At 40.3% G+C, this 23,076-nt stretch carries 18 protein-coding genes; 4 read left to right on the top strand and 14 right to left on the bottom strand.

What is annotated here, in order from left to right:
- Positions 1–24 precede the first annotated feature (24 nt).
- Genes AAEU30_RS01925 through AAEU30_RS01935 form a run of 3 tightly spaced genes read left to right on the top strand, consistent with a single transcriptional unit; the run spans position 25 to position 2,191 of the window.
- Complete coding sequence (locus tag AAEU30_RS01925) at positions 25–546, top strand: hypothetical protein (RefSeq protein WP_421959064.1); 522 nt, start codon at positions 25–27, stop codon at positions 544–546.
- Positions 547–569: 23 nt separating this feature from the next.
- Positions 570–1,700, top strand: a complete 1,131-nt coding sequence (locus tag AAEU30_RS01930; protein WP_421959065.1) for a hypothetical protein — start codon at positions 570–572, stop codon at positions 1,698–1,700.
- Between the two features lie 53 nt (positions 1,701–1,753).
- Positions 1,754–2,191 carry a hypothetical protein gene (locus tag AAEU30_RS01935; protein ID WP_421959066.1) on the top strand — a complete coding sequence of 146 codons (438 nt, stop codon included), beginning with the start codon at positions 1,754–1,756 and terminating at the stop codon, positions 2,189–2,191.
- Between the two features lie 164 nt (positions 2,192–2,355).
- Here the strand turns inward: AAEU30_RS01935 and AAEU30_RS01940 are convergent, their stop codons facing one another.
- Both AAEU30_RS01940 and AAEU30_RS01945 read right to left on the bottom strand, forming a co-directional pair.
- Positions 2,356–6,705 (bottom strand): SUMF1/EgtB/PvdO family nonheme iron enzyme, encoded by a 4,350-nt coding sequence (locus tag AAEU30_RS01940; protein WP_421959067.1) that lies wholly within the window; start codon positions 6,703–6,705, stop codon positions 2,356–2,358.
- A gap of 202 nt (positions 6,706–6,907) precedes the next feature.
- Positions 6,908–7,309 carry a hypothetical protein gene (locus AAEU30_RS01945; RefSeq protein ID WP_421959068.1) on the bottom strand — a complete coding sequence of 134 codons (402 nt, stop codon included), beginning with the start codon at positions 7,307–7,309 and terminating at the stop codon, positions 6,908–6,910.
- Positions 7,310–7,413: 104 nt separating this feature from the next.
- On the opposite strand from AAEU30_RS01945, the gene AAEU30_RS01950 reads away from it, so the two are divergent.
- Positions 7,414–7,941 carry a hypothetical protein gene (locus AAEU30_RS01950; protein WP_421959069.1) on the top strand — a complete coding sequence of 176 codons (528 nt, stop codon included), beginning with the start codon at positions 7,414–7,416 and terminating at the stop codon, positions 7,939–7,941.
- A gap of 368 nt (positions 7,942–8,309) precedes the next feature.
- On the opposite strand, the gene AAEU30_RS01955 is transcribed toward AAEU30_RS01950, so the two are convergent.
- From AAEU30_RS01955 to AAEU30_RS02010, 12 genes are all read right to left on the bottom strand, one after another.
- Entirely contained in the window at positions 8,310–9,257 is a 948-nt protein-coding gene (locus tag AAEU30_RS01955) for a hypothetical protein (RefSeq protein ID WP_421959070.1), read from the bottom strand.
- Between the two features lie 197 nt (positions 9,258–9,454).
- Positions 9,455–9,589 carry a hypothetical protein gene (locus AAEU30_RS01960; RefSeq protein WP_421959071.1) on the bottom strand — a complete coding sequence of 45 codons (135 nt, stop codon included), beginning with the start codon at positions 9,587–9,589 and terminating at the stop codon, positions 9,455–9,457.
- Between the two features lie 64 nt (positions 9,590–9,653).
- Positions 9,654–10,214 (bottom strand): hypothetical protein, encoded by a 561-nt coding sequence (locus AAEU30_RS01965; RefSeq protein ID WP_421959072.1) that lies wholly within the window; start codon positions 10,212–10,214, stop codon positions 9,654–9,656.
- Entirely contained in the window at positions 10,214–13,387 is a 3,174-nt protein-coding gene (locus AAEU30_RS01970) for a type I restriction endonuclease subunit R (protein WP_421959073.1), read from the bottom strand. Before AAEU30_RS01970 ends, AAEU30_RS01965 begins: the two co-directional genes overlap by 1 nt.
- Before the next feature lies 1 nt (position 13,388).
- Complete coding sequence (locus tag AAEU30_RS01975; RefSeq protein ID WP_421959074.1) at positions 13,389–14,627, bottom strand: SIR2 family protein; 1,239 nt, start codon at positions 14,625–14,627, stop codon at positions 13,389–13,391.
- Positions 14,628–15,941: a restriction endonuclease subunit S gene (locus AAEU30_RS01980; protein ID WP_421959075.1), complete on the bottom strand. Its 1,314-nt coding sequence runs from the start codon at positions 15,939–15,941 to the stop codon at positions 14,628–14,630.
- Between the two features lie 63 nt (positions 15,942–16,004).
- Positions 16,005–17,072, bottom strand: coding sequence for a PDDEXK nuclease domain-containing protein (locus tag AAEU30_RS01985; RefSeq protein ID WP_421959076.1), 1,068 nt, complete (start codon positions 17,070–17,072; stop codon positions 16,005–16,007).
- Positions 17,062–18,741: a class I SAM-dependent DNA methyltransferase gene (locus AAEU30_RS01990; protein WP_421959077.1), complete on the bottom strand. Its 1,680-nt coding sequence runs from the start codon at positions 18,739–18,741 to the stop codon at positions 17,062–17,064. Before AAEU30_RS01990 ends, AAEU30_RS01985 begins: the two co-directional genes overlap by 11 nt.
- A 13-nt stretch (positions 18,742–18,754) precedes the next feature.
- The gene (locus AAEU30_RS01995; protein ID WP_421959078.1) at positions 18,755–19,702 is read right to left on the bottom strand and encodes a restriction endonuclease; all 948 of its coding nucleotides are present in this window, start codon (positions 19,700–19,702) and stop codon (positions 18,755–18,757) included.
- Positions 19,703–20,211: 509 nt separating this feature from the next.
- Positions 20,212–21,258, bottom strand: coding sequence for a replication initiation factor domain-containing protein (locus tag AAEU30_RS02000; RefSeq protein WP_421959079.1), 1,047 nt, complete (start codon positions 21,256–21,258; stop codon positions 20,212–20,214).
- Complete coding sequence (locus AAEU30_RS02005; protein WP_421959080.1) at positions 21,248–21,463, bottom strand: helix-turn-helix transcriptional regulator; 216 nt, start codon at positions 21,461–21,463, stop codon at positions 21,248–21,250. The genes AAEU30_RS02000 and AAEU30_RS02005 overlap by 11 nt, the downstream gene beginning before the upstream one ends.
- Positions 21,464–21,856: 393 nt before the next feature.
- Positions 21,857–23,050 (bottom strand): integrase domain-containing protein, encoded by a 1,194-nt coding sequence (locus tag AAEU30_RS02010; protein WP_421959081.1) that lies wholly within the window; start codon positions 23,048–23,050, stop codon positions 21,857–21,859.
- Positions 23,051–23,076: the final 26 nt, after the last annotated feature.

Genomic DNA, 23,076 nt, shown 5'->3' on the forward strand with positions numbered 1-23,076 from the left:
GCCAGCCTTAGCTAAGGGTATAAAATGATCACACACTATCACCATGAAAAAATCGATTTCAACAAGCTTATTGAATTCGATGTTGATGAGCTGATTAATGTGCTCCATGAGTTTGAGCGCATTAAGATTCACCCGCTTTATGTAAGCTCAATGTCTATCGAAATACTGATCAATACGAATGAATTTAATTACCTAAACGGAAACAATAAGCTAGTCAATTACTTTACACAGTCAATTTTTCCAAAAGTAAAAAGGGCATCTTCGTACAACTTATTTATTCGCCCTAGCAAATGGATACATGAACACCAAGTGAGTGTTTGTTTGGGCGCTGACTTGATCGATACAGGCTCGCAAAAAGTGATGTACCAAGAGCAAATAATTACATGGCTAAATGAGGAGTCAGTATGCATAGACGAGCAGTTAATGGCTCATCACAATATCTTTTTTGAAAAACCATTTAACATAAATGTTAACAAACATGGTCACTTTACGTATAGTTCAAACACAGACCCAAACATGCTTGAACACTTTTCAATAAAGGCATAAATGCCATTTAACAAGGATTTAAAATGAAACTCGCAGTAGCAATCCAATACCCAACGTTACTCACAACTGGTAAACCATTTGCTACACTTATTAAGCTAGTAGCAGAAGATGCCAACGCCCTTCCTGAAGTCATTTGGTTACACATTTATGTTTCTGGTCAAAATAAGCAAACCATCGAGTTTCAAAAAGAAAGAGGGTATTTGGGGCAAGCTATTTTGCAACTTAACGACATGCTTACCTCTGTTATTGAATTTGAAGTGAGCTATGGCGCCAATTGCTTTGTTAATAGTTTATTTGTAGAGCAGCACAATGATGAAAAGTATGGTGAAATCATTTGCAAAGGCTCTGAAATTTCAGAAGAGATATTGCGCTCTGTAAAATATATCTCACTTGTTGATTGTAAAACGATACCGAGTAACAATAAACGTGAAAATTCAGAAACAAGGCTCATTGAGTTAACGCACAACTTAAAGAGCAACTTTATTTTAGAGCCTCTGTACGCATTAATTACTGAGCATGGCCAACAAACAGGCTTGCAAGCCTTTTATGGTAAAATGAGCATTGGTCGAGGAAAAGTAAACGCCAGAGAAGATGCCAGCATTCGGCTATTTGAGCCTATCAGCGAGCGTTTTAGCGAGACCGAAAATACCCTAGGTGTTGCTAAAAATATTTTTGAACACTTTAGCCGCCGCCATTGTATTTTGCGCTTCATAATTGATGAAACCCCACAACTAGAATTAATGTTTTCTCGTCCGCGTTATACACCTCTTCATTTAAGCCTTAATGGCGAGCAACAAGATGTGAATCAACTTACGTCTACAGGGCATTTTAGGTTTAATATTGACCAACACATAGCCCCACATACAAGTTATGTAGAGGTGACGCTATCGATTGGTAACACTGCATATAAAGTTGACTTTGTGGGAGGGTACCACGTTGGTCGAGCACTTGTGCTGCACAGTACAACCCACCCCCACCTCGGTGAAATTGTGTTATTAAACCAAAACACAAACGAATCTATTTCGCTTAACAATATTTGTGCCGAAATAAAAAAATCCACAACAAGCTGGGTACTGATTAAAAACAAACACACCACGTATGAAATTGAACATTACAAATTAAAAGACGTTGTCAAAGCAACGCTTGCGACATAGCAACGCTATTAAAGAGTGTGTGCTACTTCACCCACTTTATAGAGGTAATTAATATGATTGAGTACGTAAATCAAACCGGTGAGGTTGCACTGCATGCAATTTCAGGTTATTGGAAAGCCCTAGAGTGTGACGACGAAGGGTTCCCTCACACTCAAATAGTGAGAGCCTACGACAAAAGTAATGCTTACGTTGCTATTTTATCTCTATTCATCTTTGATGAACAATTAGCCTTCACTAAAGTGTCGTTTGTATTTACAGGCACTTGGCATCTTAAAGGTAAAATAATTACAACCGAAGTAAATCAATTTGATTTTAAAGATGACACAACCAAGCAATACTTAACTGATAACCCAGAGGTAATGGCAGATGCCACTGAGCTATTCTCGGGTCTATTAAACACCCCCCAAGAGCATAACATTATACATTTAACTGACAATACTCTGCACACAGAGCATAAAGGAGAGCTCACCATGCTAAACAAGCAAGCATGACAAGCTTTTCAAACACCTACAGCATTCACATTAATAACAAGCACTATTAACATTAAAAGCCAAAGGCAAACGCACAACAATCCGAGTCTTTTAATCACAAAAAAACGCTGCGCGCCAAAAGCGGCTGCGCCGCCAAAGGGAACGCGCTGCGCGCTGATGTCCGCCTAGCGGCTGTCCTGGGCCAACCGAAAGCCGCCGTCGTTCCAGCGATAAGAGCGGTAGAACCTGAGGCGGAACGACGCACGCAGGTTCCTCGGAAAGAAGTTCCAAGAGCCGCCGCGCAGCACACGACGACTGCAATCACCCTTCGTCGCCGCATCACCCTTCGTCGCCGCATCACCATTACTTGGCGCATTCGCGAGCGAGTTGTTCCAACAATCTTGCGTCCACTCCCACACATTACCATGCATGTCGAAAAGCCCATAAGCATTGGGGTTAAACTGCATTACCGGTGCCGTTTTTTTGTAATCCCATTGTGAACCGCAGCCGTTACAATTAGCGTTATTTTTACCGATACTGTTACCCCAGCTGTATGCGGTATCGCTGCCTGCGCGGGCAGCGTATTCCCATTCACTTTCACTAGGCAATCTAAAGGTTTGCCCCGTTTGCTGGTTTAACCAAGGAATATAGTGGTTGACAATGTCGTTATAACTGACATTAATAACCGGGCGATTACCCTTACCCCAGCCCTTATCGCCACCGTTAGCATCATTATTGGGACATTCACCTGCCTCTATACAGGGCTGGTACATCGCCCAAGTAACTTCGTGCTCCATCAGGTAAAACGCAGGTAGAGCAACCTTTAAGCGCGTTTTTTTGTTTTTATCGAGCCATTCACCACCATAGCATTCTGTATCTTTGGGCGAGCAGCCCATCATAAAACTACCTGCAGGAACGGCTTTTAGTGTGAAACTTTTATTATTTACTTGATAAGATCTATCTTGAGGTTTCAAATTCTTATCAGAGTAAGCTTTAATTACGTCAGAAATAATTTTAAACCATACATCACCAGTACCATCAATTGATCTTCTAACCCAATAACTATACGGTATAGAAAATTCGTGATACCCAAAACTATCATGGTTTTTCACTTCACCTAATACTGAAAGTGGATTAATCTCATCTGCAATCGCTTTTTTATATCTATACTTTATGTACTCAAATTCATCACTGTTTTTTTGTATATGTTCATATGCAAAGGCGTAATTTAGAAGTGTAGGTAGAATATATTTTTCAACGTTTGCCGTTGTTAGCTTTATAAACGATGCTGATTTTAGCAACTTCGATATTTCTAACTCTAAAAAATCTACAAATTCTTTGTTGTAATATCCAAAACTAGAAATATTAGAGAGACTTAGTTTAGAGTCATTATGTGGACCTTGAACATATATTTTCATCGGCGTAATACTTTGAAAATATTCGTAATCTTTCATACTACTGATATACTGATAGATTATTGTAAACCCTCCGATACTCAGGCTCCATTCTCTACTTTTATTCGTCCTTTTTTTCTGTTTTGCAGTGTGTAAATTCGCTATTACGTATTCAAAAATATTTTTATACGATTCTTTTTCAACTTTATCTGGAGTGATGCTCTCGTCTTGGAAAAGCTGTTCAGAGTGGCTACTATGCTTTTTCATTACAGACTCTAACTTTTCTATACGAGATTCCACTTTTTGGGAACCATTAGCTTTTGCAAGACGATACCAACTTAATGCTTTTTCATTATCCTGCTGAACACCGTATTCATCATCTTGATACATTAAGCCTAGCGTTACTTGAGCCGATACGTTGTTATTGTTAGCCGCCTTTTGTATCCACGGCAAAGCCTTATTGTATTGCGCATGAACAATATAACGCCCCGCGACATCATAACTATCTAAACTTTGTGTATGATTTATAGTATTACCGTTACCATCCTTTAACGAAAAAGTAGCTATATATTTGCTATCAGGTTTATTGGTTAATGTATATTGCCAATCAATATTGATTGCAGCTTTATTATCTAGCTCCCAAACTTGCGCGAGGCCCTCAATATTTTCACCGCCTTTCTTAACTTCAACACTTAGCTGGCTGAGCCCAATATTGTCTCCTGCATTAATAGTTAATGATAGAGTATCACCTGCTAAGCTGAAGTTTGTAAGCTCAATGGTTGGAGGCTCATTATCTATTGGCTTTAAACTAAACTGCACTCCTTTGCTTGGCGTATAATCTTCCGTAATGATGACCGGATGATAACCCTCACGCATAACTTTAAATTCATAGCGACCTTCTCTTAGCGCTCGACGTTTTTGATAAGGTCTACCATTGATATACACCTTGGCATCACTCGGCTCTACGCTGTAGTTAAATGCATAAAATGGGTTAGTGACTTTAACGGTGCTGGTTTTAATTACGTTGCCTTGCGCTGTGATGGTGTAAGTTTGTATGCCCGCCCTGTTTAACTCACAGTTAAATACGCTGCGCTTAGAAGTTGAGCTGTCAGTGTTTTTATTACAATCCGCGTCTGTGAGTGTAAATGCGATATTTTGATATTCTGTATCATGGTTAATTTCAACCGTGCCTATTTCACCTTGAATTAACCCGCTATGACTGACTGATAGCGATGGACCTTTAGGAAGCAAGGTGCTGACCCACAATAGCCCCCCTGCGACAATTAATAACCCCAGAGTAACCTTAGTTTTTTTATAGCTTTTGGTGTTGTTTAGCGCTGCTTGCCAGTAACTTGCGTGACTTTGTTGCTCGCCCAGTGTGTTCAACAGTGCCGCCGCCGCTTGTTGCTGTGTCTTGGTGTGGGCTTCACTGGCCTGCTGCTGGGTATTGAGTTGCTCGATTACCGTGTTTAGTTGGTCCACATCATCCGTTAAATTGCTGGTGGATGAGGCGAGCAGTTGTAAGTCACTAATAAGTTGCGCTGGCGCGTTTTGTTTGGCTTTACTCTCCGCCAAAGCATTGCTGAGGGTATATTGGTATTGTGTGGCTTGCGCTAAAATAGCGCGGCCTGGATGGCTGTGTTTTTGTTTGCTTTGCGTCTCAATAAACGCGCTTAACTCGCTCAGTTGTGTTTGCGCTTTTTCTATTGCACTATTTAGGGCGGCATGCGTGCTGTTACCCAGTGTTTCTATGTGTTTATTGACGCCCTGCTGAGCGCTTTTTTGTGCCTTTTGTAAATTAACGTGCAGTATTTGCCCTTCATCGATGAGGCCGGTAAGTGCTGTTAACTGGCTGGTGTACGACTCTGGCTGCTGATAGGGCTGACCGTGTTTTAGGGCGGTGATTGCTTGGTCGTACTGAGTGAGCCTATCGGCAATGTCGTTGTTTTGCTTTGCTAAGTCAGCATGACAACGCGTGTAACGCGGGGTAAATGCGTGTGCATCACCCAGGTCGCTCACATGTTCACTATTTAATAAGCCATGTTGTTGAAATATGTGCAGTACAGCGCTCTTTTCAACAATATTGTCATGTAACGTACTTAATGCCTGTTGCTTTTCTTTCAGCGTGGTTTGCTGTCTAAATAGCTGTTTACGCGCCTCTTCTAATGGGCCTTGCTCGCTTTTATTCGCAGCCATGGCCTTGAGCCCTTGAGTCATTGCGTCGATAAAGGCGTCAACAGTGCTGTAGCGCTGTGCTGCTTTGGGGCTTAATGCCGTTAAAAATACCTCTGTTGTGGCGCTGGTGGCCCCCTCTATTTCAAGTGACTGACTAATCGCCTCTGCCGCTTTGTTAATAGTGGTCACTTCATCTGCGTCAATAACCTCTGGCTCAACACTACGCCCAACCAATAAATAATAAATGACTGCGGCCATACTAAATTGGTCTGCTTTGTCGTCAACAGTTTGGTGTTTGCCGCTGACCTCGGGCGCTCTAAAACCAGGCGTGCCTTCACCGAGTATATGCTGGGTGTCGCTGTGTTTACTGGTGGCAAAGTCTATTAGCCACAAGTGGTTATGGGTGTCTAGTAACAGGTTATTTATAGAAATATCACGATGAACAATGCCCGCCTGCAAAAGCTCGTTAAGCATGGCGCCCATTTGGGGTAATAAGGTGAGCACTCCTTCAATACCCATCTCTTTATAATTGGCTAGCGCCTCGCCCTGTATGTATTGAGTCACAATAAACGGACGCGAGCCTTCAAGGTACACATCAACAATTTCATCGGTGTCTGGGTCTGGCCGTGCACCAATGGCGCGGCCTAGGTCTACCCGGGCGACCATTTTTGCAACATGCCTAGCGGGGTTACGGGTAAACCGACTAAGAGCCGCTTTATCATTCTCGTAGTAATGCACGCTGTTAATGTTGTAGTTTTTAAGCATGTAATGAAAGGCTGGCTCGTGCTGTAAAGTCCCAAGGTCATGGATGTTAGGCGAGGTGCGCATAATTTCAAGTTTATCGGCCACTAACCACACTTCGGTTTTACTGCCTGATGGACGCGACTCAAGCAAAATATAATTTACATTATCAGCCCGTATCTCGTCACCAACCGCGTAGTCATCTACGGTAAACACTTCACTCATTTCACGTCCCTTTGCACCAACACATTAATAACCTTAACCAAAGTGTAACTTTATATGAATGACTTTTAGAAGACCACTGATTTGTATTGGTTTAATCTGTATATTTAAGAACAAAAAAAATATCACTCAATTAACTAGATGAATAAGTTAAACACTTATAAAGGTAAACTATCAAAGACTGGATAAATAACGATTAAAGCCTTTAAACATTTATGCGCTTTATCAGCTTGAACTCAGTTGTTATTTCAAATGACTCGTTAAGTTTTTGGTATTGATGATCAGATAATATCTCGTTGCTAAGTACCGCTTTGGCGTTTTTAGTTGGATCTAAAGATAATGTTAAATGGTACAAACAACCATCAGGCCTTGTTAATCTCCCATTCACTTCGACGACTAAGCATTCAACACCAAGTTCAGTATCAATTTTATACCCGACCACGAACACCGTGAAAAAATGATTTTGGTGTTTTTCATCATCGTTCTTTGCCGGGTAATTTACCGTAACATGATCACATTTTACCAAGCTAAAAGCAGAACGAAATGTCTGTAAAATTTTTACCCTGCTTTCTTCTGTTAACATTAATGCTGAGTATTTAATCCCCATACAATTCTTTACACTTATATATATTGATATTATTGTGCCTAATACCCTAACAAAAAAACTAGCACCTTTAAACTGGTGAAAATAATTGAGGAGTTTATATCAAAATGAACACTGAAGAATTCGCAAGCAAAATGGTCGATGCAATAACATATTGCAAAATGGCGCATATTGACCACCCTAAAACCCAGTCAGACTCAGTTAGATTTTTTGACCAAAAAACACCTTATATAAACCACCCTATTTGGGCCGCTTCAACAATATTGACTGAAACACTTTTAATAGAAGAACTTCGCATTAAAGGTTACATCACACTAATATTTCATGACATATTAGAAGATACTAAGTTACCTCTACCCAGCAACATCCACAACGATATTATTGAGCTAGTAGAGCATATGACATTTCCATCCTTCGTCGAAGAAAGAGAGAGCATATTTCAAAAACATTCATTTGTAAGGTTATTGAAATGCTATGACAAAGTAAGTAATTTGCTTGATGCAAGCTGGGTGAGTATAGATAAATGGAACACTTATTGTGAATTCACGAATCAATTATTAGATGACGCTGAAAAAAATTATGGTGAATTAAATATAATAAAACTTGGCCGAGCGGTCGCCATAAAAAAAGGATAATCTTGCCAAATCAAACGCTTTTATTTAAAAATTAACCGCTTTGTCTTCATAACTAGAAAGGCGATGGTTTGAACCAAATATTTCATCATATGATTGCTCAATTATAGAGACAAATAATAAGCCGCCATTGTCTAATGGGCAAAAACAATTGACAGAGCAATTGTTTGATTTCGATAAGCTTAATGGTGTTAAATTTTCATCAAAGAACAATGCGCGATAGGGTGCTTTATTTCCATTAAATCCAGCACATTAACCCAATAAACGGGTCAGCGTATTGATTATGAACAACAGCCCAAACAAACACACAAATACTACATAGTTTATTTCTGGGATTTAAAGTATTTGATAAAACCGCAGTTATACTTAGTTTAGCTACCAAGCTCAGTTAGTTTTTTTTCAAAACGCTGCACCGTTTGCTGGTGGCTCGAACTAGTAGTAAAACAATTCATGTAGTGCTCAAGCTCCAACCATTGCTGCAAAGCTGACCTCAACCCAAATTGATTATGCTCTGGAGCTACATTTTCTAAATAACTATCAGGTTTTTCAATCATCTCATCAACATACCAAGTGCCTCCTATTGGTAAATCAACATCACCTGCAAAATCATCAAAGTCATACTTGAGAAGCGTACTGCCCTCAATCATTGAATTTATCCACTTAGTCTCTGCTGATTTACCTATTGGGCTACATTCATATTTAAATAATAAAGCACATTGCGCAGTGAAATAAGCTTTTGATTTCCAATAGTCTACAGAACGAGTGCCAGATAAGTGATAACGGTACACAGGTCTGTCATTTAACCGCCCTATTACTTCAGTAATGATTACTAATGCATCATATGTATCCATACCAAAATTTTTGTTGGTTTTTGGTGTAATTACATAGGTAAATAATTCATTCTCAAGACTTAACTGTTTTAACGACTCTAAATATTCAATACACTCTGAGGGAGACTTATAAAAATTAGGTACTTCATAAATGGCTTTAGTCGCACCTTGTAGCCAATCTAAATTAACAGCAAAGAGATCTGCAGCTGCTTTCAGTATTTCGGGGGTTAATATTTTTAAAAGCTCTTCATCATCAGAGCATTGAAATAAAGTTAAACCGTGACCAAAAAACGGGGGGATTTGTGTTCTTTTAACACCGTGGGATTCAAACAAAGCGATAAAACGACTCACTACTGAATCAGGGGTTGTTGCTGTTAAAGCCGCTGGTGATTCTTTTTCTGAAGGGGATTTTTTAAAAAATTTATAAATAGTTAAACCTGCAACAATAATTGCACACACTAAACTGATTGGTTTTAAATATTCTTCCACGCTTAAATCCTTTTACCTTACGTCCAATTAAGTAATGGTGCTTTTATTCTGATACGCTGCGTTTATATAATGCCACTGAATCACCATCTTGTAGATAAACAAACTCTACCCCATTTCCTGAGTACAACGCCAAAATAAACACGAATTATCATGCCCTAGTAAAGAATTTTAAATTGTGCAGACACCGTCTGCAAAATTTAAAACCCTGTCATAAACGTATCTACAAAGCGTTTAAATTTATCGGTAATAATGGGCAGTACTTTTTTACGCTGTAATAAGTTGGGTTTGGTTTCGAGTACATCAAAAAAGCCTAAGTCAGAATACTTACTCAAAGGTCCGGACCTTTTAACTTAACTCCGGACCTTTAAGGTTTAGGTCCGGACCTAAATACTATTTCTATATAACCGCTGGGCTTTCAAACAAAGTCATGGCATCACAACTTGGTAAATACTGTGCAAACCGTTGTGCATCACCATTATTAAATGCCAAGGTAAACAATGTATTATGACTCTCCCTTAGCAATACACATTCAAAATCATCACTTAACAAACACAAAGCCTTTGGGCAAATTGCTAAATATGAATCATCGCCACTAAAAATATCCTCACTATACAAATACACTTCGTGTAATTGTAGTGGTTTATCAAGTCGTAACACTGTGAAGTGCTCACTTTCACTTAGCGTTTTGTGTTCGACTAGTAATTCAATGTAAAAACCATTGCCATCGATTAGTTGCTCTTCAGCTGTAATATCAAACGAGTGCTCGTTAAATTGAACCTCAAGCACTTTGCCGTTGCTAAACGTAAATAACATACTGCGCACGTTTTTAAATACGCCTTCATTAATTGCGTAATAGCCGCCTTTGAGCAAAAGCGAGGTTATATCGCTTTTACTCAATTCATTTAGCTCAGAGCGCTTATTTGCAAAAATATGCTGATCCACATAATTAAAATGCATTAGTCTTGTGTCCAGCTATTACTCAGTGCTTCGGCTTGCTTTAAACACAGCTCAATTGCCTCATCTGCCTTATCTGGCGGGTACTTAAACTTACGTAATGCTCTGCGTACTAAGTTACGCAGCTTGGCTCGCACGCTATCGCGCACCTGCCAATCAACCGTGGTCGACTTACGCAGCTTTTCTGTCACTTCTTTCGCTAAACTGCGCAGCGAGTCATCACCAAGTTCGCGTACTGCGGATTCGTTTTGAATAAGCGCACGGTAAAATGCAATTTCGTCGGTATTTAACCCTGAATTTTCAGCCATTTCAGCATCGGCGGCCATGTCTTTAGCCATTTTAATCAGCTCTTCAATCACTTGAGCTGTTTCAATAGCGCGGTTATGGTATTTACGCAGCGTTTCGAGAATGCGCTCTGAGTATTTTTTCTCTGATACTACATCGGTTTTCATTCGCGCTTTTATCTCATCACGTAATAGTCGCTCGAGTAAATCAACGGCGAGGTTTTTTTCTTTCATGTTCGCCACGTCTTCCATAAACTCAGGCGATAACAAACCAATATTAGGTTTATCTAAGCCCACCAGCTTAAAAATATCGTCAACACCTTCAGCAATAATCGCATTGTCGATGATATGTTTAAGGGCGGTGTTTTTATCCTCATCGGTGCGACGTTTATCTACGGTAGTAAATTTACCCAGTGCGCTTTTTACTGCGGCAAAAAAGGCAATTTCAGTTTTAAGGGGAGCCACTTCATCTAGCGTACCGCATAGAGTGTACGCTTTACTAAGCGCTGCCATCACATCTAAAAAGCGTTTTTTACCGTCAAGCTTACCATCGCCCGAGTTAGGTAAGCTTAAAATATGATTCATCACTTTAGGCAATAATTGCAGTGCGTGGGTTTCATAGTCACTGTAATCACAGCTATGTAGCATGCCACGCACAATATCCATTTTTTCAAGTAATACCGCAAACGCTTCGTGAGCATCATGAGTGGGCTGGCCACGACCGTTTGAATTCGTGTAAGTGTGCAGCGCGGCTTTTAACTCATTGGCAATACCAATGTAATCAACCACTAAACCACCGGGCTTGTCTTTAAATACCCGATTAACGCGGGCAATGGCCTGCATTAAATTATGACCTTTCATGGGTTTGTCGATGTACATAGTGTGGCAATTTGGCGCATCAAAGCCCGTTAGCCACATATCGCGCACTATTACCAATTGCAGCGGGTCGTTTACATCTTTAAAGCGTTTTTCAAACAGCTTTTTAGTTTCTTTATTGTAAATGTGTGGTTGTAGCTTCGCTTTATCTGACGCTGAGCCCGTCATAACAATTTTAATTGCGCCTTTGGCTGGGTCATCATCATGCCAGTCGGGTTTAATGGCGATTATGGCATTGTATAAATCAGCACAAATTTCGCGGCTCATTGCCACTATCATGCCTTTGCCCTGCATAGTATTGGTGCGCTCACTAAAGTGAGTCACTAAATCTTGCGCAACTAAATTGACTCTAGGTTCACTGCCTACTAGTTTTTCAAGCGCTGCCCATTTTGACTTAGTGTTTTCTCGGCTCGAAATATCCTCTTCGTCCTCAATCACTTCATCTACGTCATCATTTAAGCTTTCTATATCTGCTTGGTTAATATCCAGCTTGGCAAGGCGTGACTCATAATAAATAGGCACAGTGGCACCATCGTCTACCGCATCTTGAATATCATAAACCGACACATAATCACCAAATACGGCGCGCGTATCTTTATCGGCAGCGTCAATAGGTGTGCCAGTAAAGCCAATAAACGTCGCTTGTGGCAACGCATCGCGTAAGTGTTTAGAATAGCCAAAGGTATATTCGCCTGTTTTGCTGTTTAACTTGGCTTTATCGCCATATTGGCTGCGATGAGCCTCATCTGAAATCACCACAATATTGTGGCGTTCGCTCAACTTAGGATGGCTTTTCTCATCAGCTAACAGGGCAAACTTTTGAATGGTAGTAAATATAATGCCACCCGCTTGACGAGCAGTTAAAATATCACGCAGCTCGTCACGATCCCCTGCTTGCATTGGCGTTTGTTTTAACGTATCCGCTGCCATACAAAAGGTATTATAAAGCTGGCCATCTAAGTCATTGCGATCCGTTACCACCACTATGGTTGGGTTATTCATTTGCTGTTGCGCCATCAGCTTACCCGCATAGCACAACATCGAAATCGATTTACCCGAACCTTGAGTGTGCCACACAACCCCCGCTTTGCCGGAGCCTGCCTCAACCTTATCAACATAATTAGCGCGAGGCTCTGCAAGCTGCGCCTTCGCTGCGGCAATTAATGTTGCCTTTACTGCGGCGCGCACTGCGTGAAATTGATGATAGCCCGCGATTTTTTTAATAGTTTTACCATCATCTTCTTCAAACAGAATAAAGTGGCGCAAGTAATCTAAAAACAGCGCAGGCTGAAAAAAGCCTTTTACTAAGGTTTCTAACTGATACTCAAATAGCGGCTTGTCATCTTCACTATTTAAGGTGCGCCACGGTACAAAGCGCTCTTTATTGGCCGTCAGCGAGCCCACTCTGGCAGTTAAACCATCACTAACAACAAGCGCTTCGTTAAAAATAAATAAATCGGGTAGCTCATCTTTATAGGTTTGGATTTGTTGAAACGCCTGCCAAATATCGGCGTTATTATCAATCGGGTTTTTCAGCTCTAGTAACGCTAACGGTAAGCCATTAATAAACACCATCACATCTGGACGGCGATTGCCTTTAGTACCAGTAATAGTGAACTGATTCACCACCAAAAACTGGTTTTTATTTACATCGTTAAAATCCACCAGCTGGACATAGTCTGTTCTGGTATTGTCAGTTTTACTATCGTCATTAACTTTGTATTCTACTTTTACGCCTTGCAACAACGCTTGATGAAAGCCTTTATTATTTTGAATCAGTATCGTGGTTTCGGCTTTACCTAAGCTCAACGCTACTTCTTCAAGGGTCGCCAATGGAATATGCGGATTAATTACTTTAAGCTGTGCTAATAAACGCTCATGCAATATCACTTGACGATAATCACTGCGCTCAGCAGCAGGTTCATTAGGGGCAATATCATAACCACAAATATATTGATAGCCGATGCCTTGAAACCAGTTAAGACAAAGTTGTTCTAGTTGGTCTTCCGTGATCATTTTATCCCCTTAGCATTAAGCGACCATCGGCCACATCGACCATCAGCTCAATCAGTTGAATTAACATTTTATGGTTATCTGTTGCTGGATACCAAATAGGCCGAATACCTAATTCAAACAATCTATCTTCCATTTCTTGGCGCTTATCATCATCCGCTTCAAAGGCGGGAACAACCTGTCCACTATTTTCAGCTACTGTTGGTGGCTGCTCAATAGGTTTAACGGGTAATGCCAATAGAGCAAAATGCTCAGGAATGACAAACTCACCATCGTTGCGCACCTGTTCAAACAGCTCCATGGTTTTATCTTGCTGTAATGAACAACCTAAAAACAATAATGAATGACTGATATATATTTGGCGCAGTGCTTTAGGGAGTTGCTTACGATAATCAATACCACCACTTCCATAACCTTGCTCATATTGTGTTTGAGTGAAAATATAAGATTCCGGCTGTGAAGCGTCACCATGCAACTTTAATAAACAACGCTCACCCTTGAGTAGTTTAGTAACAAAATTATGATTCTCTTGTAAACCACATAAAATTCCATCAAATTCAGAGGCCGTTTTATGCGCTTTAAACCAACTCTCAATTAAAGTATCAAAATTAGTGGTAACCATAGCGCCTGCACACAAGCGCGGCAGTAATTTAATCACGTCCGGCACAAGAGTTTTATCTTGTTCAATCGTCGATTTAATTCTAAATGTGGTACGAATATGATTATTGAGTTGCGAAGATGATGCATCTGCTAATAGCTGTGCTAACTCTAAATAGCGCTCGTTAGCTAAGAGTTCTTCAACTTGTAAATTATCAACATTAGTCAGCTTTTTACCCAGCTCTTTAAGTACCGTATCCCAACTTGGGTAGCCTGCAGCAGCTGAAACCCCAGCACCAACAAAAGGCGCCACTTTCTTTTTTTTAATTAGGGCAATCAAGTCTGACACAACTGAGTCTTGTTGAGTCGCATCAACATACTCAATCGCCTCTCGGTGTTTATCTCGCAATTGCTCGCCATTCCAATTATCAAACTCATCTAAATAGGCGTTGCGATCAACCCAATACAACACCTCACTGGCTTTGTATTGGTGGGTATGTTCAGTATCTTTTATGCTACGAATGCTTAGTAAATCCCCTTCATCTAATGCGTCATTAAACAAGGAATTTGAGTTCAAACCATTTTGTAAATACTGCTCGACTTTTTCAATTAAGTCAGCACTTTGCTTTATTTTTTCAATCGCCATTTAAAATTCCGTTTCGCTGGTGTCTATACTAAGTTCGCCTGAAAGCAGCTTCGGGAGAAGAGCATCTCTTGTGCTAGCTAACTCTATTGACTGATTACTTTGCAGTATTTCAATGAAGGGAAGAATTAGTTTTTCAAACTCATTTTGTAAAGCGACTGGTGGTGCTAGTAAATCAATTGTCTCTAAATCTTTTCTTTTTATGCTGGCTTGGACAGTTACAACTAATCGTGCATCAATATCATGTCTAAACCTAAGACTATCCATTTGGTAATACATAAAATAAGGAGAAACTTTTTCGCGTTGGAACCGCATTCCAAGTAAGTTTTGCGCGATTGCAACTTTGACACCTTTAGGTACCATACAAATACGACCAATTGTACCTACTGTAGAGATCAAAATATCTTCAGCTTCAAGGTGCGCTCTAAACCAAGAATTAAATGTTTCAATATCAACGTATTTTGAAGTATTTAAACTTGGCTTAATTGACCCATCAGGTAAATGTTTGACCTCAAGTAAAGGGATGCCACTTTCTGCCGTTGGCGGCGTCTTTCCCCGATTATCGATATATTTTCTAATTATATCCTTGAAACCAACAACCTCCCACCCATCTGGTATTTCGCCTAGTTCTGAGTCGATAAGGTTATCGGGGAATAAGTCGGCGGTAGCTTGTAGTTTCTGGTATTGCGCTGGGTGTTGTTGTTCTAATTGGTCAAGCTCTGCTTGGTTCTTACCGCTAATAACAGCTATAGCAGCACGCTGCGCATTTTCACCAGCGGCATTGGCCACTATTTTTGCACGTACAGGGTCAAAATCGACAAACCAGCTTTTAAACATCGCCTGTGCAATTTGCTCTAAGGTTTGGTTGGTTTGCCGGTTGAGTTCGATTTTAGAGTCATATACAGAAATCCATTGACCAAGCTTTTCTCTATCCTGTATTTTTTCAGGTATTCTGATTGGTAATGCATGTGCATTTTCGCGGTTTAATCCAGGGACTGCACTATCAGAATTCATCCCCTTTAAACCTAATGACTTTAATAGGTAATAAGTAAACTTAAGCTCATCAATACTTTCCTTTTCTACATAAAAAGAAGTATCTATTGGCCAAAAAGGCTCTACAGATAAATGAACTGCACCAACACTGCCTTTTCTACCAATAATAATACCAGGGCCATTCACATGACTTTTGTTGTGATAGTCCACGCAGCCATTTGAGCCAAAAACAGGAATATCACCTTCGGTACGCTGGGTTTTAGGTAAACTTTTTCCATAAACGAATGGGCAATATTCTCCAACAGTTGTTTCTATCCAATTCATAAACCAACTCCACTTTTTTGAACCTGCTTAACTGCTATACCAATTAACCTTTTCATCAAATACTTACTCTTCATCACCAAGCTCCTTTTGCTGACTACTCAACTGCTGTTGCACGCGGGCACGCTCTTTTTCAAGCTCACGCTGTAACTCTTCTTCGCTCGGTAATTGAGTCAGGTATTTTGACGCAAATAACTGTTTGCTTTCGTTAAGTACTGAATATTTAGCCACGGTGTGGTTATGTTCGCTACAAAGAATTAAACCAATAGTGGGGTTGTCGTCAGGGCGGCGTTGTTGCTCTTCGTACATGCGCACATACATATCCATTTGCCCGACATCTTGATGAGTAAGTTTGTTGAGCTTTAAGTCAATGAGCATAAAGCACTTGAGGTGAAAGTTGTAAAACACCAAATCTATAAAGTAGTCGCCATCATCCGTACAAATACGTTGTTGGCGCGCAACAAAGGCAAAGCCTTTACCCAGCTCTAGCAAAAATTTTTGCAGGTTATTAATAATGCCTTGCTCGAGATCGACCTCTTGATACTGGCCGCTCTCTAAATTTAAAAAGTCGAGAATGTAGGGGTCGCGTAAATAATCTTGTGCATGTTCTGCCAGCGGCAAAGTATTTTGCTGGGCTTCTTGCTCTACCGGTTGTTTATTTTTACTGGCTAATAAGCGCTCGTAATACAACGTGCCCACTTGGCGTTCAAGCGCGCGTACGCTCCAGTTTTGCTCGGCAGATTCTTGCATATACCAAAGTCGCGCTGCTTGGTTTTCAATACGAATTAATTGACAGTAATGTGACCAGCTCAATTTTGCAGACAGTGTCTGCAAAATTGGAAACGCTACATAAAAACTGCGCATATTAGCAAGGTTACGGCTAGAAAAACCTTTGCCGTATTCTTTGGTTAACTGCATTGAGAGCTGTTTAAGCTGAGCTTTTCCGTACTCAGCACGATTTTGCCCTTGTTGTTCTTGCTCAACAATTAACTGACCAATATGCCAGTAAGCTTGCACCATGGCACTATTAACCGCATGTTTAACTTGGCTTTGCGCTTGGTTAATTACTTGGCGAATATTGGCTAATAGCACGGGCGTAGCCTCAGTTGCTATACTAGGTTGTTTAGATTTCATACCCTAAGCCTTTGAGGTTTTGTTTTATTTGCGCCTCTAAATGTTCTGACTCTGCAAATTGGTTTTTTAGCTGGGCTGTTAGGCGCGCCATTTTATCAGCAAAGAGTTCACCATCGTCTTCGGCGGCTTCTGCGCCCACATAACGCCCTGGGGTTAAGACAAAGTCGTGTTTGGTAATGCCTGCTACATCAACACTGGCACAAAAGCCTGCGGTGTCTTGATAGTCGCTTGCTTGCTGCCAATTGTGAAAGGTAGTGGCTACTTGGTCTAAATCGATTTGAGTAAAGTCGCGCAATACGCGGTCTTTCATGTAGCCTAAGTTACGTGCATCAATAAATAGTATTTTTCCACGGCGGTCGGTTAATTGACGTCCTGAGGCACTCACTCGCGCATTTTTGTTTTTAGTTAAAAACCAAATACAGGCCGGAATTTGAGTATTAGTAAATAGCTGGCCGGGCAAGGCTACCATACATTCTACCAAGTCTTGCTCAATAAGGGCTTTGCGGATTGCACCTTCGTTATTGGTGTTTGATGACATTGAGCCATTAGCCAGTAACAAGCCAACACTACCATTGGGCGCAGTGTGATATAACATGTGCTGTAACCAAGCAAAATTGGCATTGCCCGATGGCGGCGTGCCATAAGCCCAGCGCGGGTCGTCGTCACTTACGCCAACATCCCACTCTTTCATGTTAAATGGCGGGTTAGCCATTACGAAGTCGGCACGTAAATCGGGGTGTTGATCGTTGGTATAGGTATTGGCAGGCTCTTTACCAAAGTTAAAATCGATACCGCGAATAGCCATATTCATCGAGGCTAACTGCCATGTCGTATGGTTGTATTCTTGGCCGTAAATAGACACATCGCCAATTTTACCTTTGTGCGCATTTATAAAGTGCTCACTTTGTACAAAGAAACCACCCGAGCCCATAGCAGGGTCGTAAACACGGCCTTTAAAGGGTTCCATCATTTGTACCATGAGGCTTACAATTGATTTAGGCGTGTAGAACTGACCGCCTTTTTTACCCTCTGCTAATGCAAACTGACCAAGCATATATTCATAAACATGACCAAGAATATCTTTTGAATTTAATGACGCATGCACAAAAGGAATAGTCGCGATTAAGTCGATAAGTTCGGCCAGTTTAACTTGGTCTATTTGCAAACGGGTGTATTGCTTATTAAGTACGCCCTTAAGTTTTGGGTTGGCAACTTCAATGGCATCAAGCGCGTTATCAATAAAATGACCGACCGAAGTGATTTTAATAGTTTTATCGTTACCAATTGGCAGCTCAGCGCCACCGATCACCGTTTTATTGTTATCTTGTAAAAACGACCAGCGGGCTTGAGTTGGCACCCAAAATGTATTGGTTTCAAGGTAATAATCGCGTTGCTCTAACTCAACTGCAAGTTCTTCTTGGTACTCGGCGGACTCTGCCCCGCCAAAGTCTTCGGGGTCTAAAAAATAGTCGCTATCAGGATTATTAAACGCAGCGATTAATTCGTCTTGGCGAATTTTAAAAGCATCAGACACGTATTTAATAAACACTAAACCCAGTACGGCGTGTTTATACTGCGCAGCATCAAGGGTTGAACGTAGTTTGTCGGCAGCATTCCAGAGCTTTTTTTCAAGATCGGTTAGAAATTGTTGTTCTTCAGTATTGGTCATTAGTTTTGCCTAATTAATCTTCTATAAAATAATCGCTATCAAGCGCTTTTACTTCAAATACCTGTTTGGTGCTAACGCCTAAATTATGACTAAGCATTAGCTCTGTAAGTTGTGCACCACCTATAAGCACTATGCGTTTGTCGATTCTACCAATGTAGTCAAAGGCGTCTTTACTAAAACTGCTGGTGGTAATGAATACACCCTTTTTAGCGCGGTGCATATCAAGCGCACCGGCAAAGGCTTGTATGTCTGGTCTACCCACTGTTTTGTTGGTGTAGCGTTTAGCCTGTAAATATATCATTTCGAGGCCGAGTTTATCTTCTTTTATTACACCATCAATGCCACCATCTTGAGTATACTGCGTAGCTTGCCCTGCATCTTTGCGTGACCCGCCGTAACCCATAGCGAGCATTAAATCGACCACTAGGTTTTCAAAAAATACTGGGGATGCTGATAATATCGCTTTTAGTATTTCGTCAGTTAGGTTGGTATTGAGGGTATCAACTGCGGCTTCAATCAGTTCTTCAGGGGTTTTATCTGAGTTATTACTGACTATGCTGGTGGCATTTGCTTGTGCAGGTTCACTTTCGTCTTTAGAACGTGTTTTAAAATCAATAAAAGCTGCAAACTTGCTTAAGTATTGATTATTGATTGGCTCACCAGACTCAATTGCAGCTAGCCCTTTTGGGGTGATTTTACAAAAAGCTCTTTTAGGTTGCTCAATTAAACCCGCTTGCACTAAGTAAGTTTTGGCCCAGCCTAAACGGTGATAAGCATAAGTTTGCTTGCCACTGGGAATTCGTTGTTTTAACTCTTTAGGTGTTAAAGCTAATAATAAATAAACTTGACTATCAACTTCACTAAGTTTCAACGATTGTGGGTAATGCTGTTTAAGCACCTGTAACAAAGGCTGCATAAACGCTTGGTAACTAGGTACTGTCATACTTCCTTTTGCCAGCATTGCTGGGTCCCTTAAAACTAAACAATTTCATACTATGTAATTTACTTTCTCAGAGCAATTGTTTGCGGTAAATGAGTAGATTAAGTAACTCTATGAGCAAGCCCTTACATGCCCATCAATATTTTGGCAATTTCACCACAATTGCCAGAATGACAAACTTTGCCAAATGACAAAAAAAGTGTCATTTTCATCCGCAATTTATGCACTCGATGAATAAAATTAAATATTTAAATTCAATACCTTAACAGTACCAAGTGAATAAAGACAACCTGAGCATTCATTTTAGTTACAAACAAAAAGCATAGGTTTTAGCGTGCCAAACTCTTTAAAACAGCGCTTTGATTGCTGATTATTTGACTAAGCAAACACCTTAAATATACAAATGTGTAAACCTCTTACTCTGAAGTTTTCATAAAAGACCTCTGAGCCCTTTGTTCACAAGGGCTCGCATGGTCATGGAAGTAACACCGATCTATCTGTGATCTAACATTTAGCAGCAGAAAAAACGACTATGAAATGGCCCTTTGTTCTTGAAGTAGTACTATTGGTAATGAAGGTTGATAACTTTTACTAGCTCGAGCAATGCGCCTTATAATTTCCGTCTCTGTCATTGTTTGATTTGCAAGAATTATTGTAGGCCCATACTGGTTACGTAAGTGTGCAAGCCGCTTATCGAGCGTTACTTTACAACGTGCTTTTACTTCTCGAACAATCGCTCTTGGTTCAACACGCTTGAGCATACGGCTGTATGCCTTTGGGTATGCTGAAACAAAGTAGCTGTCTGGTGTTGTAAATATATCAAGCGGTATTGGTTGAGTCCGCTTACCTTGTAAACGTAATTCGTGACGCGTCCAATCTTTGTAAAGAGGTTCACCTACAGGTAGTTTGAGTTGCTTACCCTTTTCATAAATTGCCATCTTTTTATGAGAGCTATTGGCACCTATGTAAATTGTTCTCCCCTCGTTTGATTTGAGATCTCGTCGAGTCGGCGCAGTACCAGACTTAGGCGAGTAGTCACCTTTACTAAACGACTTTTGAACATGGCGTATGTTGTATTTACCGCTTAAATCATCGAGCGCTAAATCAATTCGCCTAATGTCCAACTTAGCAAATTGCTCAAGTTGTAATAGCGGAAAAAAATAGCGGTCATCTAAATTGATTAACTCACATGCAAAACCTGTTAGCTCTAATCGAATACTTGTTTTATTGTTAGGCCATTTAATTGCACCGCAATTTTGTTTAACCACATCATAACTGTGTAGTAATTGCCCATCATCAAAGTGTTTTAACTTAGGCTTAAACTGACTGATTTTAATCAATAGTGACTTTAACCAGTCTTTAAGCTTTTGCATAACCTCATCAAATTGGTCCTTACAAATGAGTACTAAATTAATCGTTACATAATCAATTCGTGTTTTAATATTATTGTTTACTAAAAAAAGACCATCTGTCTTTGTTAATGACTCTTTATAAGACACTGTAAGCATATTGTTTTTACTTACTTTATTAGTACTATCTGTCGGTGTTAATGCCCCTTTTATGATCTTATTGTCCATTAATGCATGCCTCCATCCAGTTTAAAATGTCGGATAATCGCCATGCTGTCGTTCTTTTATTTAATTGAATTCGCTTTGGAAACGTACCCGCCTGCTCCATCTCATAACGTGATGTACGTGATAGCCCTGTAATATGCTGGCATTCTTTTTCTCTAACAAAACGGTCAATGCTTGGTGTTTGCTGTTCACTATTATTTGTATTCATGTAAATTTCTCTATTTTTTATTTCGATTCGATCGAGTGTGATCGCATCAGTTCGAGAGCCATTAAATAGAAAAATTAAAAGTCTGAGAATCGAGCCTAGCTGCTAGGCTCAGACTTTTTTAAAATTGAACAAATCGAAAAACCACTTCTACGGCATAAGAATGAAACGACAAGCAATTGATTTTAAGTAACTAATAACAAAAAGTGGAATACTTCATACAAAACGGGGATTTATATAGAAGTTTAGTTGAACGTAGGCTAAACAATTACTATTGGTAATAATGAGTTATTAGTAGGATGTTCAAGGCCTCTTTTTTGTCAAAAGATAGCCTTGATTATATGGCATGATTTAAGGGGGTTTACTCGCTCAAATTTGTTTCATTTGAACTAACTATTAACTCGCTTTTGCTATGTGTTGGCTCCACCAGTCCATCATTTCTCGTCTGCGGTCAATATACTGTGCTCGGTTATAAGCGCGTCTGACTTCATTTTTTTCGACATGTGCTAACGCTGTTTCAATTAAGTCTGGATCAAATCCTTGCTCATTTAATATGGTGCTGGCGAGTGCACGCATACCATGAGCCACCAGCGCACCTTCAAGCCCCATTCTTTTTAATGCCGCATTCGCGGTTTGTGCATTGGTATGACTTCGTGGGTTTCTATCCGCAGGAAAAATATATTCTCTGTGACCGCTAACTGGTTTCATTAATTCTAGTAAATGAAGCGTTTGTTTAGTCAAAGGTACTTTGTGCTCTTTCCTCATTTTCATCCGCTCAGCAGGAATTATCCATAACCCGTCATCAAAATTGACTTCAGACCATTTAGCTGCCGCGGCTTCCATTGGTCGGCACATTGTATGTAACTGCCACTCAATCAAACATCGAGTCGTGTATTTTATGCTCGCACGATTCAACATTGTCATTAGTTCAGGCAATCTTTCTGGCTCAATCGTACTCATGTGAGTTCGTTTTGGTGATTGAAATGCACTGCGGATCCCTGCTAGCGGGTTTGACTTTATCAAACCCACGTTCACAGCATAGGTCATGACTTCATTCACTCGTTGGCTTAATCGTCTAATTTGTTCAAGCACACCTTTTGATGCTAGTGGCTTCATAACAGCGATGACCATGGGTGCTGTTAATGTATTGATAGGTCTGTTTGCGAGTTGAGGAAATAAGTGGTTTTCAAACGAGCGCCAAATATCTTCTGCATAGCCTTCACTGACCGATGCACGCTTTACATCGAACCATTGCTCTGCAACATGTTTAAAGGTGTTTTGAGTTTCGTTAAGTACATCGGTCTTTTCTTGCTCGGCCTGCTCTTTTGGATCAATGCTTTTTGCAAGGAGTGCTCGTGCCTGCTCTCTTAATACTCTTGCTTCTTGAAGTGTGATTGTAGGGTATGCACCCAACACCATATTGTTACGCTTTTTAGTGTATGGACGGTAGTAGCGGAATATCCAAGATTTATTACCAGAGACGCGTATTCTTAAATAAAGACCGTTGCCATCTGCAAGTTCATAATCTTTATCTTTTGCCTTTGCGCGCTTTAATTGGGTGTCGCTGAGGGGTTTGATCAATTTTGCCATTAGTTACCTTCTTAAACTTAGCTACA

It is taken from the genome of Pseudoalteromonas mucoides, assembly GCF_049257175.1.
Lineage (GTDB): Bacteria > Pseudomonadota > Gammaproteobacteria > Enterobacterales > Alteromonadaceae > Pseudoalteromonas.

What these genes read in the sequence shown, in the direction of transcription:
- AAEU30_RS01925 (WP_421959064.1), top strand. Translation starts at nt 25, where the DNA reads ATGATCACACACTATCACCATGAAAAAATCGATTTCAACAAGCTTATT.
- AAEU30_RS01930 (WP_421959065.1), top strand. Translation starts at nt 570, where the DNA reads ATGAAACTCGCAGTAGCAATCCAATACCCAACGTTACTCACAACTGGT.
- AAEU30_RS01935 (WP_421959066.1), top strand. Translation starts at nt 1,754, where the DNA reads ATGATTGAGTACGTAAATCAAACCGGTGAGGTTGCACTGCATGCAATT.
- AAEU30_RS01940 (WP_421959067.1), bottom strand. Translation starts at nt 6,705, where the DNA reads ATGAGTGAAGTGTTTACCGTAGATGACTACGCGGTTGGTGACGAGATA.
- AAEU30_RS01945 (WP_421959068.1), bottom strand. Translation starts at nt 7,309, where the DNA reads ATGGGGATTAAATACTCAGCATTAATGTTAACAGAAGAAAGCAGGGTA.
- AAEU30_RS01950 (WP_421959069.1), top strand. Translation starts at nt 7,414, where the DNA reads ATGAACACTGAAGAATTCGCAAGCAAAATGGTCGATGCAATAACATAT.
- AAEU30_RS01965 (WP_421959072.1), bottom strand. Translation starts at nt 10,214, where the DNA reads ATGCATTTTAATTATGTGGATCAGCATATTTTTGCAAATAAGCGCTCT.
- AAEU30_RS01970 (WP_421959073.1), bottom strand. Translation starts at nt 13,387, where the DNA reads ATGATCACGGAAGACCAACTAGAACAACTTTGTCTTAACTGGTTTCAA.
- AAEU30_RS01975 (WP_421959074.1), bottom strand. Translation starts at nt 14,627, where the DNA reads ATGGCGATTGAAAAAATAAAGCAAAGTGCTGACTTAATTGAAAAAGTC.
- AAEU30_RS01980 (WP_421959075.1), bottom strand. Translation starts at nt 15,941, where the DNA reads ATGAATTGGATAGAAACAACTGTTGGAGAATATTGCCCATTCGTTTAT.
- AAEU30_RS01985 (WP_421959076.1), bottom strand. Translation starts at nt 17,072, where the DNA reads ATGAAATCTAAACAACCTAGTATAGCAACTGAGGCTACGCCCGTGCTA.
- AAEU30_RS01990 (WP_421959077.1), bottom strand. Translation starts at nt 18,741, where the DNA reads ATGACCAATACTGAAGAACAACAATTTCTAACCGATCTTGAAAAAAAG.
- AAEU30_RS01995 (WP_421959078.1), bottom strand. Translation starts at nt 19,702, where the DNA reads ATGCTGGCAAAAGGAAGTATGACAGTACCTAGTTACCAAGCGTTTATG.
- AAEU30_RS02000 (WP_421959079.1), bottom strand. Translation starts at nt 21,258, where the DNA reads ATGGACAATAAGATCATAAAAGGGGCATTAACACCGACAGATAGTACT.
- AAEU30_RS02005 (WP_421959080.1), bottom strand. Translation starts at nt 21,463, where the DNA reads ATGAATACAAATAATAGTGAACAGCAAACACCAAGCATTGACCGTTTT.
- AAEU30_RS02010 (WP_421959081.1), bottom strand. Translation starts at nt 23,050, where the DNA reads ATGGCAAAATTGATCAAACCCCTCAGCGACACCCAATTAAAGCGCGCA.